The organism is Streptomyces sp. NRRL B-1140 (genome assembly GCF_001280065.1).
Lineage (GTDB): Bacteria > Actinomycetota > Actinomycetes > Streptomycetales > Streptomycetaceae > Streptomyces.
Map to the genome: position 1 here is coordinate 72,078 of NZ_LGEA01000002.1, position 15,451 is coordinate 87,528.

Annotated in this window: 13 protein-coding genes and 1 pseudogene; 5 read left to right on the forward strand and 9 right to left on the reverse strand. The window is 71.8% G+C overall.

Annotated elements, in window-relative coordinates:
- The first annotated feature begins 130 nt into the window (after positions 1-130).
- The 3 genes from ADK65_RS02315 to ADK65_RS02325 all read left to right on the forward strand — a co-directional run bounded on the left by ADK65_RS02315 (position 131) and on the right by ADK65_RS02325 (position 4,542).
- Positions 131-1,699, forward strand: a complete 1,569-nt coding sequence (locus ADK65_RS02315) for an alpha/beta hydrolase (protein WP_053668085.1) — start codon at positions 131-133, stop codon at positions 1,697-1,699.
- A 50-nt stretch (positions 1,700-1,749) separates the two neighbouring features.
- Positions 1,750-2,844, forward strand: a complete 1,095-nt coding sequence (locus tag ADK65_RS02320; RefSeq protein ID WP_053668086.1) for a hypothetical protein — start codon at positions 1,750-1,752, stop codon at positions 2,842-2,844.
- Between the two features lie 285 nt (positions 2,845-3,129).
- Entirely contained in the window at positions 3,130-4,542 is a 1,413-nt protein-coding gene (locus ADK65_RS02325; RefSeq protein ID WP_053668087.1) for a PP2C family protein-serine/threonine phosphatase, read from the forward strand.
- Between the two features lie 23 nt (positions 4,543-4,565).
- Here the strand turns inward: ADK65_RS02325 and ADK65_RS02330 are convergent, their stop codons facing one another.
- Positions 4,566-6,059: a hypothetical protein gene (locus tag ADK65_RS02330; protein ID WP_053668088.1), complete on the reverse strand. Its 1,494-nt coding sequence runs from the start codon at positions 6,057-6,059 to the stop codon at positions 4,566-4,568.
- Between the two features lie 232 nt (positions 6,060-6,291).
- On the opposite strand from ADK65_RS02330, the gene ADK65_RS02335 reads away from it, so the two are divergent.
- Positions 6,292-7,431 carry an aminoglycoside phosphotransferase family protein gene (locus ADK65_RS02335; RefSeq protein ID WP_053668089.1) on the forward strand — a complete coding sequence of 380 codons (1,140 nt, stop codon included), beginning with the start codon at positions 6,292-6,294 and terminating at the stop codon, positions 7,429-7,431.
- A gap of 68 nt (positions 7,432-7,499) precedes the next feature.
- On the opposite strand, the gene ADK65_RS02340 is transcribed toward ADK65_RS02335, so the two are convergent.
- From ADK65_RS02340 to ADK65_RS02375, 8 genes and pseudogenes are all read right to left on the reverse strand, one after another.
- Positions 7,500-7,997: a hypothetical protein gene (locus ADK65_RS02340; protein ID WP_053668193.1), complete on the reverse strand. Its 498-nt coding sequence runs from the start codon at positions 7,995-7,997 to the stop codon at positions 7,500-7,502.
- 112 nt (positions 7,998-8,109) lie between these two features.
- Entirely contained in the window at positions 8,110-8,784 is a 675-nt protein-coding gene (locus ADK65_RS02345) for a CGNR zinc finger domain-containing protein (RefSeq protein WP_078955772.1), read from the reverse strand.
- Between the two features lie 75 nt (positions 8,785-8,859).
- Positions 8,860-9,054 (reverse strand): annotated as a pseudogene (locus ADK65_RS02350) (universal stress protein); the annotation flags it as partial.
- A 159-nt stretch (positions 9,055-9,213) separates the two neighbouring features.
- Positions 9,214-9,456, reverse strand: a complete 243-nt coding sequence (locus ADK65_RS02355) for a DUF397 domain-containing protein (RefSeq protein ID WP_053668092.1) — start codon at positions 9,454-9,456, stop codon at positions 9,214-9,216.
- 82 nt (positions 9,457-9,538) lie between these two features.
- Complete coding sequence (locus ADK65_RS02360) at positions 9,539-10,705, reverse strand: thiolase domain-containing protein (protein ID WP_053668093.1); 1,167 nt, start codon at positions 10,703-10,705, stop codon at positions 9,539-9,541.
- Positions 10,702-11,766 carry a thiolase domain-containing protein gene (locus ADK65_RS02365; protein ID WP_053668094.1) on the reverse strand — a complete coding sequence of 355 codons (1,065 nt, stop codon included), beginning with the start codon at positions 11,764-11,766 and terminating at the stop codon, positions 10,702-10,704. Before ADK65_RS02365 ends, ADK65_RS02360 begins: the two co-directional genes overlap by 4 nt.
- Positions 11,763-12,704 carry a Zn-ribbon domain-containing OB-fold protein gene (locus ADK65_RS02370; RefSeq protein ID WP_053668095.1) on the reverse strand — a complete coding sequence of 314 codons (942 nt, stop codon included), beginning with the start codon at positions 12,702-12,704 and terminating at the stop codon, positions 11,763-11,765. Before ADK65_RS02370 ends, ADK65_RS02365 begins: the two co-directional genes overlap by 4 nt.
- 112 nt (positions 12,705-12,816) lie before the next feature.
- A complete protein-coding gene (locus tag ADK65_RS02375; RefSeq protein WP_053668096.1) occupies positions 12,817-13,617 on the reverse strand; it encodes a crotonase/enoyl-CoA hydratase family protein in 801 nt (266 codons plus the stop codon).
- A gap of 174 nt (positions 13,618-13,791) precedes the next feature.
- Between ADK65_RS02375 and ADK65_RS02380 the strand changes: the two genes are divergently transcribed.
- Positions 13,792-15,411 carry an acyl-CoA synthetase gene (locus ADK65_RS02380; protein ID WP_053668097.1) on the forward strand — a complete coding sequence of 540 codons (1,620 nt, stop codon included), beginning with the start codon at positions 13,792-13,794 and terminating at the stop codon, positions 15,409-15,411.
- Positions 15,412-15,451 lie beyond the last annotated feature (40 nt).

Genomic DNA, 15,451 nt, shown 5'->3' on the forward strand with positions numbered 1-15,451 from the left:
GGGCGGGCCTCGTGGGAAACGGTTCGCCGCGCGGCCCCGCCCGCCCGGAGGCGAGGCCCTCGGGGCGCGCATATGGTGAGCGAGGGCGTCCCGGTCCGCTGCGGGTCGCCCCGCGTCCCTGGAGGCATCGATGCTGGCCAAGCTGTCCACGCGCCCCTCGATACGGCGCTGCGCGGTCACCGGCACGGCCGGGCTCGCCCTGCTGGGCACGGCACTGCCGGCCGCCGACGGCCCCGCGCCCGGCCTGTCGCACTTCTACGACCAGAAGGTCACATGGACCGAGTGCGAGGGCATGGACATGCCGAAGGATCTCCAGTGCGGGAAGGTCACCGTTCCGCTCGACTACGCCAGGCCCGGCAAGGGCACCCTCGACCTCGCCGTCGCCCGCTACCGGGCCACGGGCAGGTCCCGGGGATCGGTCCTGCTGAACTTCGGCGGACCCGGCGGTCAGGGCGTGGCCCAACTCGCCATGGGCGGCAAGGACTTCATGGGCCTGACGAACGGCTACGACGTCGTCTCCTTCGACCCGCGCGGCGTCGGCCGCTCCTCGCCGGTCAGCTGCGGAAACGCCTCGGACGCCCTGGACGCGACGGACGGCAACGCCGACGTGGCCGACCCCGGGGCCGTGCTCGAAGAGCTGCGTGCCGCGGCGGCCGAGTGCACCGAGCACTCGGGCCCCGTCCTGCCCCACATCGGCACGGTCAACGCCGCCCGCGACCTGGACGTCATGCGCGACGCGCTCGGCGACGACAAGCTCAACTACCTGGGCTTCTCGTACGGGAGCCGGCTCGGCGCGGTGTACGCGGCCCAGTACCCCGGGAGGGTCGGCAGGATGGTGCTGGACGGCGTCGACACACTGACCGAACCGCTGGCCGACCAGGGCGTGGCGAGCGCCCGGGGGCAGCAGACCGCCCTGGAGAGCTTCCTGACCTGGTGCACCGAGGACATCGCGTGTCCTTTCGGACGCAATCCCCGAGAGGCCCGGGAACACGTCGTACAGGTGGTCGAGTCGCTCGACAAGGACCCGCTGCCGACCGATTTCGGTGAGGCGTTCACCGGTCAGGACTTCGCGGGCGCCCTCGGGCAGGGCCTGTACAGCAGGGAGCTGTGGCCGTCGCTGCAGAGGGCGGTCGCCCAGTTGCTGGAGGACGGCGACACCCGCGGCCTGGAGGCGTTCCTGTCCGGAGGCTTCACCCTGCCGCTGCGGCGGCCCCCGCACGCCGGACTCACCGACCCGGCGGACATCCCCCTCGACAACCTGCCGGCGGCCCTGATGGCGGTCAACTGCGCGGACGATCCCGACCGCCCCGCCGCCGCGCAGGTCACCGAGGACCTCGGCCGGCTGCGCGCCCGTTACGAACAGGCGTCACCGGTGTTCGGACGGTACCGGCTCACTCAGGTACTGATGTGCTACGGCCGCCCCAAGGGCACCGACTACATCCGTGACGACGTCAAGGACGTCGAGACACCGAGGATGCTGCTCGTCGGCACCCGGGGCGACCCGGCCACGCCGTACCGCTGGACGGTGGAGACGGCGAGGCGGCTCGGATCGTCGGCCGTGGTGCTCGACAACCGGGGCGAGGGCCACACCGGCTACGGCTCGTCCAAGTGCGTGCACAGCAAGGTCGACGCCTTCCTGCTGTACGGAACGCTCCCGCCGGACGGCAGCTCCTGTGGCTCCGACCGCGATGACGAATGAGGACGATTACCCCGAATGCCCTCATCGTGAATTCGCTCTATCGTTCTGTCATGGAGAGCGTTCTGAGTTCCGCGACCCTTGCCGAGCTGCGGCGCCCGCGGCCCTACCCCGCGGTCTCCGTGCTGACGCCGACCCACCGGCGCGATCCCTACAACGCCCAGGACCAGGTCCGGCTGCGCAACGTGGTCGCCGAGGCCAAACGGCAGCTCGAAGCCGATCCGGCCGTCACCCGCGAGCGACGCGCCGAGGTCGCCGGGCACCTCGACCGGGCTCTGAGCGAGATCGACCTGACACACGCAGAGGAGGGCCTCGCGATCTTCGCCGCTCCGGGCGAGCACCAGGTCTGGTCACTGACCAGATCCGTACCCGAACGCGTGGTGCTCTCGGACACCTTCCTCACCCGCAACCTCGTCTCCGCCCAGACGGCCGGGCGGCCCTTCTGGGTCCTGTCGCTCGCCGCGGACCGCGTCACGCTGTGGAGCGGCGGCGTCGACCGGGTCACCGCGGCCCGCCTCGGCGGCTTCCCCCTGACGCGGCGCGTGGAGAACTTCGACCCGGAGCGGCAGCAGCGGATCGGTGACACCCCGAGCGCCTTCCGGGAGGAACGCACGCGCCAGTTCCTCCGTGAGGCCGGCATCGCGATGAGCGCCGTGCTGCGCGGCCATCCCCGGCAGTTGTACGTCACCGGCGAGCCGGCCGCCCTCTCCCTGCTGGACGAGGTGTACACCGCCGCCCGGAGCGCGGTGCACATCCCGCACGGCGGGCTCGCCCACGGGACTCCCGAGGTCGTGTGGCAGGCCGTGCGGCCGGTGGTCGAGGCAGAGGCCCGCAGGAGTACCGACGCCGTGACGCGCGCCCTCGAAACGGCCCGCGGCCGAAGGGAGTTCGCCGCCGGCGTCGACGAGTTGTGGCAGAGCGCCCGGGACGGCCGCGTCCGGCTGCTGGCCGTCGAGGAGAACTACCGGGTGACGGTACGCGACGCCGGGGACCATCTGATCCTCGTCGAGACCGGCGACCTCGACTCCCGTGAGGACATCGTGGACGAGATCGTCGAACAGTGCCTGGAGACCGGTGCCGACGTCCGCTTCGTACCGGACGGCACACTCGGTGAGGCGGCCGGCATGGCCGGGGTGCTGAGGTACTGACGGAGCAGGCTCACCGCGCTCGAACGCAGTGCCGTCGAACATTCGAATCAGCCCCGCACCGGTGACCCGACGGGACGTCAAATGCCGTGTGTAATCTACGACTTGGAGCCCCTGGCAGTGCACCCGGCGGCTACCTCGGAGTAACTCCGCGAGACGGTGGCATATGCCAGAAGCACCACCGTATCGTGTGTCGCCGAATCCCTTACAGGGCGTCGCGGGCTGTGCAACAGTCGTAACGGTCCCTCCGTCCGCCCTGGTCGTACCGTCCCCGCATCGGAGTGCGTCATGCCGTCCCACCTCTCCGCGGACCGCCCAGCCGCCCAGCCGCCCCGCCGCGGCTCGGTCGACGCGCTCATCTCGCAGACGCGGCGGCTCAAGGGCGACGTGGACGCGGTGCGCCGCGACACCGAGGGGGAAGGAGCCGATCACCCGCGCGAGCGCTGGCAACGGGCCCTGTACGACCTGGCCCTGCACCAGCTCAACGACCTCGACGAGCACCTGGCCCAGTTGCGGGACGGCCCCCTGCCCACGACGGCGGACCCGGACCCCGTCGCATCCGCACCGGACTCAGGCTCATTGCTCAGCCGCGTCGGCAGCGCCGAGTGGAACCTCCTGACAGACGAGGCCAGTTGGTCCGGGGAGCTCTACCGCATCCTGGGCCGCGACCCGGCCGCTCCCCCTCTCACCCTCGACGAGCTGCCGTCCCTGGTGGTGGACGAGGACCGGCCGAAACTGACGGCGATGGTCACCGACTGCCTCGTCGACGCGAGGCCCATCGACGGCGAGTTCCGCATCACCCGCCACGACGGCGGCGAACGGACCGTCCACATGATGGGCGAACCGGTGCTCGACGCCGACGGCAGCACCGCCTCGATGTGGGCCGTGCTGCGCGACGTCAGCGAACTGCGCCGCAGCCAGCGGGCGGTGAGCGAGACCCGTGACTCGCTCCACCACCGGCGGGAGGCCGCGCGGAGCGAGCAGCGGCTCGCGGTCGAGCTGCAGGAGGCCGTGCTGCCGCAATGGCGCGGATCCCGGCTCCCGCACCGGGGGCCAGGGACCCTCGACCTCGCCTTCCACCACCTGCCGGCCTCCACGAACACACTCATCGGCGGCGACTGGTACGACGCGCTCGACCTGACCGACGGCGAAACACTCCTCAGCGTCGGCGATCTCACCGGCCAGGGCGTCGGCGTCACGTCGAACATGACCATGCTGCTCGGTGCCGTTCGCGGCATGGCGATGGCCGGTGCGCAGCCAGGGCAGTTGATGGCCTGGCTGAACCAGTTACTCGACGTCACCGTGCAACCCGCCCTGGGCAGCGCCGTCTGCTGCCGCTACCGGCCCACGACCCGGACCCTGGTCTGGGCACAGGCCGGACACCCCGCCCCGCTGTTGTTCCGCGACGGGACGGGGCGCGTGCTGAACGCACCCGACGGCGTCCTGCTCGGTGCCACCTCGGGCGCCGGCTACGGGCAGGCCGAAGAGACGCTCGAGGTGGGCGACCTGCTGCTCCTGCACACCGACGGGCTGGTGCCCGGGCACACCGGATCGGCGGCAGCGCAGCTGCTCCTCGGTCTGGCACCACGCCTGGCCGGCAACCGCACCGCCGAGGACTGCGTGCGGACCGTGGCCCAGGAGTTCGGCGAGGGCGCGCGCGAGGACAACGCCTGCGTGCTCGTCGCCAAGGTGACGTCGTAGGAATCTCGGACCTGTGCGCTCGCTCAGGCCTGAGCGTGATCGGCGCCCCTGCCCTTCGTCCTCGGCAGGGCGAGCTTGATCTCCTCCCGCAGCTCCTCGATCTTCGGGTAACCGGAGTACTCGGCCGTGAGCCGGTACATCTGACGCAGCCGGTCCCAGGTGCGATGAGAGGAGTTGGACCCCATCGACACCAGGGCCAGGCGCGCGTACCGGTCGGCCTGTTCGGGGTCGTCAGCGATGAAGCAGGCCGACGCCATCGACAGGTAGTCGAAGATCTTCGACCGCTGCCGGCCGTCGACGCGCAGGGCGAGAGCCTTCTCCGCGTAGTGCTGGGCATGCGCCGCCGCACCCGGCTCGAACTCGGCGAGCGTCCGGTAGGCCAGGGCCTGCATGCCGTACAGGTCCTCCTCCTTGAAGGTCTGCATCCAGTCCGGTGTCGGGACGTCGGCCTTGTCGGAGACGAACAGGTCCTCCGCCCTCCCGAGGGTGCGACGCATCGCCTGGCCCTTGCCCAGCGACGCCTGGGCCCAGGCTTCGACGGTGAAGAGCATCGCCTGGGTACGGGGCAGCACCTCGTCACCCGAACCGGAGGTGGCGAGCTTCATCAGGTGCAGGGCGTCGTCCGGCCTGCCCAGGTGCACCATCTGGCGGGCCGCGCGGGACAGTGCCTCGCCCGCACGGGGCCGGTCCCCGCCCTCGCGGGCCGCGTGCGCGGCGATGAGGAAGTACTTCTGGGCCGTGGGCTCCAGGCCGACGTCGTGCGACATCCAGCCCGCGAGGACGGCGAGGTTGGCGGCGACGCCCCACAGGCGCCGCTGGAGGTGGGGTGGGTGACGGTAGGCGAGCATGCCGCCCACCTCGTTGAGCTGGCCCACCACGGCCTTGCGCTGGAGCCCGCCGCCGCGGGCCGCGTCCCAGGCGCGGAACACCTCGACCGAGCGCTCCAGTTCCTCGATCTCCTGCGACCCGATGGGGGCGGCCTCGTAGCGGTCGAACCCAGCGGGGTCGGCGTGCAGGGGATGGTCGGGGTCGGGGGCGTCGGCAGCCAGGGAAGGGTCGGTGTGCAGCCAGTCGTACATGGCGCTGCTGAGTGCGGATCCCGCGGCGAGCGCGGCGCCCGCGCCCACCAAGCCGCGTCGGTTGAGCATGAGGTCCATTCCCGTGAATTCGGTGAGGACCGCAGCCGTCCGCTCGGGCGCCCACGGCACGCCGTCGGGAGCGTCCTCGCTCCCGCCGCCCTGCCGTTTCCCCGCACGCCCGTGCCGGACCAGACCGAGGTCCTCGATGGTCACGACACGGCCGAGACGCTCGGTGAACAGAGCCGCCAGCACCCGCGGCACCGGATCGCGCGGGATCTCTCCCGTGTCGATCCACCGCCGCACCCGGGAGGTGTCGGTCGACAGCTGGGGATGGCCCATGGCCGCCGCCTGCCGGTTGACCAGCCTCGCGAGTTCGCCCTTGGACCAGCCGGCCAGGCCGAACAGGTCCGCGAGCCGGGTGTTGGGTTGTCCGCTCACATCAAGCCCCCAGGTTCTCGGCTGAGTTGACAGTAGCCCGGGGAGACTTGCCGGGCGACTATTCGCCAGGGTTCGCCAGGGTGCGCCAGATGGTGTGCCACCGGCCATCCGGTGTCAGGTAGGAACGCGCCACCCCGACCCGGTCGCCGGGGACACTCCCCAGGGTTCTTCCGGGCATCCGGGCCGGGTGGTGCGCTGTCGTCGCAGGCACACGAAGGGATCTGTCTCGCCCATGTACGCAGCATCGTCCTCCGTGTCCGCACCGCCCCGGTCGCTGCACCCGCGTCCCACGGACAGCGGCCCCTACCTCGCCCCCGCGCGGTCGGCGGCCCCCGTGATCGGTGCGGGCAGGGCTCGGCGCGGCGCGGTCCTCGGCACCCAACCGCTCAGCGGGAGACTCGACTTGTCCGGCCCGCAGGGGGCGCAGCTGCGCACGGCGATCGCGTCCGTGCACCGCATCTGCCCGGAGTTCGCCCCGGTGCAGGTGCTGCGCCGCAACGGACGGTCCGTGCTCCTGGTCGGCACGACCGGTCGCAGCACGGCTGTCGCCAAGTGTTTACTGGACCACTCGCCCGCCTGGTCGGAACGGATCCGCCATGAGATAGCGGCATACCGCTCGTTCGTCCGGCACCGCCCACCCGTGCGGGCGCCGAGACTGATCGCGGCGGACCCGGACAACTGCACGCTGGTGATCGAGCGGATGCCGGGCCGGGTGGCGGCGCTCCAGCGGCACCCGGCGGTGGCGCCGCCCCGGGCGGACATCAGAGCGGCGCTCGGCGCGATCTGCCGGCTGAACGCCTGGCGGCCGCCCGCGGGTACGTTCGACGCGCCACTCGACTACGCGGCGCGGATCTCCCGGTATCACGAGCTGGGCCTGCTCACCGACCGGGACCTGGGTGACCTGCAGAAACTCCTGCACGGGATCGCGCAGACCTCCGGACGGCAGGGCATGGGCCAGTTCTGCCACGGCGACGCGCTGCTGTCGAACATGCTCCTGTCACCGGCCGGTCCAGTGCTGGTGGACTGGGAGCACGCGGGCTGGTATCTGCCGGGATACGATCTGGCGACCCTGTGGTCGGTGCTCGGGGACGCACCGGTCGCCCGTCGCCAGATCAGCCAGATCGCGCAGTCGGCGGGGCCCGCGTCCAGGGATGCCTTCCTGGTGAACCTGATGCTGGTGCTGACCCGTGAGATCCGGACCTACGAGACGGCCGTGCAACGCTCGATGCACGATCCGACCCCGGCCGCACCGGGCACGGCCCACCCGGGTGCTGCGCCGACCGGCGAGGAGCAGAGGCTGCTGCTGCGGCGGCTGCACGACGACTGCCAGTTGGCCCGGCGCGCCGTGCGCGCGGCGGTCGGCACTCGCTGACGGGGACGAAGGGGCCGCTGGACACCTGAGCAGGTGTCCAGCGGCCCCTTCGTGAACGGCGGTTCGGCTCAGCCCTGCTGGAAGAGTTCCGCGGGCAGCGGTTTGAGGAGGGCGTAGAGGTCGTCCGTGATGGGGCGGTCCCAGGCGGCGATGGTCACGAGGACGTTGTCGCTGCGGTCGAACTGCACGCAGGAGATCCGGCTCTCGGAGAGCTTGACGCGGCGCACGATCAGAAGGTTGTCGCCCTGCATCACCGGCGAGTCCTCGGTGCTGACGACGGTGACCTCCTCGTCGTTCTCCAGGGCCAGCAGCAGCTGGGCCACCTCGAAGGGGACCTCCCCCTCGGGGACCTCACGGGCCGGGGAGCCCTCCGGCAGATTGCCGATGATCATCGCGGGGCCGCGGCCGCCGAACAGGTCGTAGCGCAGGAAGACGCCCTGGCAGGTGCCGTCGGGCGCGGGCAGCAGCCCCGCGCCGAGGTTGCCGGGCCAGTCGCCCGGGTCCATGGCCAGTACGTCGAAGTCGGGCCCGGCGGGAGTGGCGCTGCGGCGGCGGAGGAACGACATGTCGCCCATGGTACGTGGCCGGGCCTGCGAAGTGCGGGGCGGGCGGCGCACCGGTGGCCGGGTCGTCGCCGTGCGCCGGACGTGGTGCGGGACCACTCGGGGCCCGGCCGGTTCAGGCCGTCGCCTTGTGGCGCTGGTGGTGGCGGGCCACGCGGGCGCGGTTGCCGCAGGAGGGCTTGCACCACTCCTGGCGCGGGTGTTCCTTGAGGAAGTACCGCACGCAGCGCGGCGCGTGGCAGGCTCGCAGCCGGTCGCGGTCGGGGCTCGCGAGGAACGCGATCACTGCGTGGGCGAGGGCCGCGGTCAGATCGTCAACGGCACCGGTGGGCGTTCGGTGGACGACCGGGGTGGCGCCCTCCGGCCAGTCGAGGACGGGGACGGTGGGGGTGCGGGCGGCCGCCTCGTTCAAATGCCGCACCGCTTCCGGGAGGGGCATGAGGCGGGCCGCGTCCGCGGGGCTCGGCTCGCCGGGGCGCACGGCCCGGGCGAAGAGCGCGCGGACGGCGGCCCGCAGCTCGCGGACGGCGGTGAGCTGCGCGGCGTCGGCGGTGGACCCGCCGATGGCGCCCTCGGCCGACTGCGGTGCCGTGCCGGTGGCGGAGCCCTCGCGTTGATCGTCGGCCCGCTTGGTCGCGGTGCACGGCAGGAGCTCGAGGTGGGCCCGGACCCACTCGGTCAGGCCTGCCGGGCCGGCCAGGTCGTCGGTGACACCGCCGTTGCCGTCGTGGCGGATGGTGAGGGCCAGGTCCAGGGCGAGCCGGGCGTCCCTGCTGATCGGTTCCCGCATGCGGCTAATGATAGGCCCGATCGCATCCATTACGGCCAGGTCAGTCGTCCGAGGGCGACGGCGGGATCACGGCGACGCCTCGCCGTGGACCTCGCGTCCGGCCCGGAGCACCACGACGACCGGGCAGTCGGCGTTGCGGGCGGCGGCCATGCTGTTCGAACCGAGCACCAGACCGGCGAAGCCGCCGCGGGCGGCGTCAGCGGCCCACTCCAGGGCACGCAGGCTGTCGTCCGAACCGTCGACTGCCGCGACGACGGGCAGGGTGCTCATGAGTTCGTCACCCTTGAGATCCGGCCGTCCCCTCCCGGGGCCGGCCTGACTCAGGCGGTGGCTCCGGAATGGCGCCTCCGGTCGCGTGTCCGGACATGCGGACGGAACACCCCTGGATCGGCCCCCGGGTCCCGCCCGTCCGGACGGGTCGCCCCGTCCTCAGGTGAGGTCGAACTCTCCTTCCCGTGCTCCTGACACGAACGCGCCCCACTCGGCGGGCGTGAAGATCAGCGAGGGGCTCTCCGGGCGGGCACTGTTGCGCATGGCGATGAAGCCCTCCACGAAGGCGATCTGGACATCCCCCCGCCCTCGGCTGCTGGACTGCCACTCGGCGTCTGTGAGGTCAAGCTCCGGCTTGTCCCAGCCTGTGAGCGGGCGCTGCTGGGTGGTGGTCTCGGCCACGTCCGTGCTCCTCCCGGTTCGTCGTCCGCGGCCAGCCTAGCGATCGTGTCCCACGGCCGACAGGGCACGTGAGAGGGACCTTTCAGGAGTCCGGGGGACGGTCGCCCACGAGCCACATCGAGAAGAACTGCGATCCGCCGCCGTAGGCGTGTCCGAGGACCCGGCGAGCCCCGTCCACCTGGTGTTCTCCTGCCTGCCCCCGTACCTGGAGTGCCGCTTCGGCGAAGCGGATCATGCCGGAGGCGCCGATGGGGTTGGTGGACAGCACACCGCCCGACATGTTGACGGGCAGGTCCCCGTCCAGTTCGGTCACGCCCGCCTCGGTGAGCTTCCAGCCCTCTCCCTCGCCGGCGAAGCCCAGGTTCTCCAGCCACATGGGTTCGTACCAGGAGAACGGCACGTAGATCTCGGCGCCGTCGATCTCGCCGCGGGGGTCGGTGACCCCGGCCTGCCGGTAGACGTCGGCGGCGCAGTCCTGCCCGGCCCGCGGGGAGACGAAGTCCTTGCCGGCGAAGAGGGTCGGTTCGCTGCGCATCGCGCCGCCGAGCATCCAGGCGGGCGGTCGCGGGGCACGGGCGGCACCGGCGCGGTCGGTGAGGATCATGGCGCAGGCGCCGTCGGAGGAGGGGCAGGTCTCCGAGTAGCGGACCGGGTCCCACAGCATGGGCGAGGCCATGACCCCCTCGAGGGTGATGTCGTGTTCGTGCAGATGCGCGTAGGGGTTCTTGAGCGCGTTGCGGCGGTCCTTGTAGGCGACCAGGGCGCCGATCGTCTCGGGTGCGCCGCTGCGCCGCATGTAGGCGCGGATGTGCGGTGCGAAGAACCCGCCGGCTCCGGCCAGCAGGGGCTGCTGGAAGGGGATGGGCAGGGACAGGCCCCACATGGCGTTGGACTCGGACTGCTTCTCGAAGGCGAGGGTGAGGACGGTGCCGTGGACGCGGGCCGCGACGAGGTTCGCCGCGACGAGCGCCGTGGAGCCGCCGACGGAACCGGCGGTGTGCACACGGAGCATGGGTTTGCCTACGGCGCCGAGGGCGTCGGCGAGGTAGAGCTCCGGCATCATGACGCCCTCGAAGAAGTCGGGAGCCTTGCCGATGACGACGGCGTCGATGTCGGCCCAGGTCAACTCGGCGTCCGCGAGGGAGCGTTGTGCCGCCTCCCGGACCAGTCCGGCGAGGGACACATCCCGGCGGGCCGCGACGTGCCTGGTCTGACCGATGCCGATGACGGCCACGGGCTCCTTGCTCATCGTGGTTCCCCTTCGAGTACGGCGACCAGGTTCTGCTGGAGGCAGGGGCCGGAGGTGGCGTGGGCGAGGGCACGGTCGGACGCCCCGCGGTGGATGCGGGCGGCGGCCTCGCCGATGCGGATCAGGCCGGCCGCCATGATCGGGTGGGCGGCGAGTGCTCCGCCGGAGGGGTTCACGTCCACGTCGTCGCCCAGCCGGAGGGCCTTGCGCAGGACGATCTCCTGTGCGGTGAAGGGCGCGTGCAGTTCGGCGGTGTCGACGGGCCGCTCGAAGACCCCGGCCCGTTCGGCGGCCAGGCGGGTCGACGGCGAGTCGGTCAGGTCGCGCACGCCGAGGCCGTGCGCCTCGATGCGGTGGTCGATGCCGCGGATCCAGGCGGGACGTGCGCACAGTTCACGGGCGCGGTCCCCCGCCGCGAGGAGCACGGCCGCGGCGCCGTCTCCGATGGGTGGACAGTCGCCGGTGCGCAGGGGCCTGACGAGGTAGTCGCCGTGCCGCACAGGGCCGCGCAGCTGGGCGTGCGGATTGGCGCGCGCCGCCTCGCGGTTGCGTGCGGCGACGGCGGCGAGGGCGGGCTCGTCCGCGTCACCGGCGTCGATGAGGGCCTGCGCCTGGAGGGCTGCGAGGGCCACCGAGTCGGGCCACAGGGGGGCCATGTAGTACGGGTCGAGCTGGCGGGTCAGGACGTCGCGGACCGAGCCGGGGGAGGACTTGCCGTACGAGTAGACCAGGGCGGTGCCGGCGTCGCCGGTGAGGAGTTTCGTCCAGGCCTCGTACAGGGCCCAGGCGCCGTCCATCTCGACGTGCGACTCGGAGATCGGCGGCCAGGCGCCGACGCCGTCGAGGGCGAGGGTGAAGGAGAAGGCGCGTCCGGCGAGGTAGTCGCTGGAGCCGGAGCAGGTGAAGTCGATGTCGGCGGTCTTGAGGCCGGTGGCGTCGAGGACCTCGTGCAGCACCGGCATCAGCATCTCCACTTCGGAGAGTTCGTCGCTGGTGCGCCGGTGGCCGGTCTGGGCGAAGGCGACGACGGCGATCTCGCGGCCCCGCGGTGCGCTCGTCACAGCAGCTCCTTGTACGTGTCGTAGTCCGCGTCGGGTTCGCCGGTGGGCCGGTAGTGGTCGGGGTAGCGGGCGCCCTCGGTCCACACGGGCTCGACGCGCAGGCCCATGCGGACCTCGTCGTAGGGGATGCCGCCGATCCGGCCGTGCAGCGCGAGGCCGGCGCCGTCGAGGGCGATGTGGGCGTAGACGTAGGGCACTTCGATGTCGAGGTTCTTCGCTTTGATGTTGACGATGCAGAAGGTGGTCACGGTGCCGCGCGGCCCCACCTCGACCTGCTCGGCCGTGGCGACCCCGCAGGTGGGGCACGCACCCCTCGGGGGGACGTACACCTTGCGGCAGGACGGGCAGCGTTCGCCGACGGTCCGCCGGCCGGAGAGGGCGTTGATGTAGGCGGTCTGGGCACGGCCGGGCGAGTAGGTGTAGTCGAGGCGGGCCTCGGCGACGATGCCGGTGACGGGGTCCTCGAACTCGCCCGTGTGTCCCGTCGGTTCGGCCCGGTGGCCGTCGTAGGGCTCGAAGCAGGCGATGTCCGTGATGGCGCCGGTGCGTTCGCCGGCCCAGCGGACGCGGACGCGCATGCCGGTGTGGACGGCGTGGGGGCCGGGGGCGTCGAGTGCGTGCAGGAGGGCGGTGTCGGCACCGTCGAGTCGCACCAGGACCCAGGCGAAGGGCGTGGACAGGGGCTGGCCCCGGCGGGGTTCGTGATTCCAGGCCCAGGTGGTGACGGTGCCCGTGACACCGACGGGGACGAGGTCGCGGATCTCCTCGGCGGTGACGGGGTCGTACTCGACGGGCGGGACCAGGGTACGGCCGTCGCGGGTCTTCACCCCGAGGATCACCCGTTCGCGCAGGCCGGTCAGGAAGGCGCTCTGGACGGGCCCGAGAGAGCGGGTGAAGGGAAATTCGACGACGAGTGGCGCCTTGAGAACTGCGGACATCGATGGCCTGCCTCCTTCGAAATCGGCGTGTACGGGGCGCCCCTCAGGGGCGCGGGGAACTGCGCGCTCAACCATCGACGACCCGCAGCAGCGAACCGGCCGCGGCGCAGCCTCACGCGCGCCGGTAGACGGGCGGTCGCTTCTCCGCGAAGGCGCGGGCGCCCTCCTTGGCGTCGGCGGTGCCGAAGACGGGCCAGCCGCGGGTGAGTTCGGCGGCGAGGCCGTCGGACTCGGTCATCTCGGCGGTCTCGTAGACGGACGCCTTGACGGCCTCGACGGCCAGCGGACCGCAGGCGTTGATCTGTTCGGCCATGTCCAGCGCCCTGCTCAGTGCCGTGCCGTCGGGGACGACGTGGCCGACCAGGCCGATGGCGGCGGCCTCGCGGGCGCTGTAGGGGCGGCCGGTGAGGAGCATCTCCAGGGCGTGGGTGCGAGGGATCTGGCGTTGCAGCCGGACGGTGGAGCCGCCGATGGGGAACAGGCCACGCCTCACCTCGAACAGGCCGAAGGTGGAGGACTCGGCGGCGACGCGGATGTCGGTGCCCTGGAGCATCTCGGTGCCGCCTGCGACGCAGTGCCCCTCGACGGCGGCGATCACCGGCTTGCGCGGGCGGTGATGGCGCAGCATCGCCTTCCAGTGCAGGTCGGGGTCGGCTTTGAGCCGGTCCCGGTACTCCTCCCCGGCCATACCGTCCCCGGCGAGGGCCTTGAGGTCCATGCCGGAGCAGAACGCGCCGCCCGCGCCGGTGAGGACGATCGAGCGGACCGAGTCGTCCGCGTCGGCCTCCAGCCACCCGTCGTGGAGGCCGACGAGCATCGGCAGTGAGAGCGCGTTCCTGGCCTGCGGCCTGTTGAGCGTGAGCACCAGTGTGGCGCCTTCGCGCTGCACGGTGAGATGTTCCGTCCCGCCCATGGCGAACTCCCCTCTCCTGGAACGAGAACAGGTTGCAGTAGGGCGGGTGGCACTTCAAGAGTTTTCTGACAGACAGTCAGATTCTTTCGCGCGGGCCCTTCACACTTGGACCGCCCTTTGCTCTGATGACCGCGAACCGTCCGATGCCAGGCACGCCCGGGGTCAGGAGGAACGGTGGAGTACAACCTTGCCGACCTGTTCGAGTCGGTCGTCGACGTCGTCCCCGGCCGTGAGGCGCTGGTGTACGCCGACCATCCCGGCACGGGCGCGGAGCGCCGCCTGACGTACGCGGAGCTGGACGCCGCGGCCAACCGCGTCGGCCACCATCTGCTCGACAGCGGGATACGCCCCGGTGAACACCTCGGGCTCCACCTCTACAACGGCGTGGAGTACCTGCAGACGGTGCTGGGGTGCCTGAAGGCACGGATCGTGCCGGTCAACGTCAACTACCGTTACGTAGAGGAGGAGTTGGTCTACCTCTACCGGGACGCGGACCTGGTGGCGCTGGTCTTCGACGCCGAGTTCACCAACCGGGTGGCGGCGGCTCTGCCACGGGCGGGGAAGCTGCGGCACCTGCTCCGGGTGGGTGGTCCGGCGTCGGGGGCCGCGGAGGTGCCCTGCGTGGAGTTCACCCAGGCCGAGGCCGCCGGTTCGCCCGGGCGTGGCTTCCCGGCCCGTTCGGCCGACGACCAGTTCATCATCTACACCGGCGGCACGACCGGCATGCCCAAGGGCGTGATGTGGCGGCAGGAGGACCTGTTCTTCGCGGGCCTCGGCGGGGGCGCCCCGACCGGGGAGCCGGTGAAGAAACCGGAGGAGCTCGCCGAGCGGGTCGCGGCGGGCGGTGCGGGGATCACCTTCTTCCCGACGCCTCCGCTGATGCACGGCACCTCCACCCTCACGGCGTTCATCGGCTTCAACTTCGGGCAGCGAGTGGTGATCCACCGCAAGTTCGTGCCCGAGGAGGTGCTGCGGACCGTGGAGAAGGAGCGGGTCACCAGCATCTCGCTGGTGGGCGACGCCATGCTGCGGCCGCTGATCGACGCGCTGAGCGGCCCGCTGCGGCACATCGACCGCTCGTCGCTGTTCAGCGTGTCGTCGTCCGGCGCGATCATGTCGGACACGGTGCGCCGACAGTTCCGGGAACTGGTGCCGAACGCCATGCTGCTGAACAACTTTGGCTCCTCGGAGTCCGGCTTCAACGGCACGGCGACCGAGGACTCCGGCCCGGAGCGGGGCTTCCGGGTGCGGGTCAACGCCCGTACCCAGGTGGTCGACCCGGGCACGTACGCGCCGGTGGCGCCCGGCGAGGTGGGCCGGATCGCGCAGTGCGGACATGTGCCGCTCGGCTACTACAACGACCCGGACAAGACCGCCGCGACCTTCTTCGTCAGGGACGGTGAGCGGTGGGTGCTGCTCGGCGACATGGGCACCGTCGACGAGGAGGGCGTGGTCACCGTCCTGGGCCGGGGCTCGCAGTGCATCAACACCGGCGGCGAGAAGGTGTACCCGGAAGAGGTCGAGCAGGCGCTCAAGGCCCACCCGGACGTCTACGACGCGCTGGTGGCCGGGGTGCCGGACCCTCAGTGGGGCCACCATGTGGCGGCGGTGGTGCAACTGCGCGCGGGCGCGGCGCGGCCGTCGCTGGAGGACATCCGGGCCCATTGCCGCGACCGGCTCGCCGGTTACAAGATCCCGCGCCGGCTGGTGATCACCGAGTCGATCCGGCGGTCGCCGAGCGGCAAGGCGGACTACCGGTGGGCGCGGGAGGTGGCGGTGACGGCGGACGGGTGATTCTCCGGCCGGGGGCATTGAACCTAAGGTGACGTGCGGA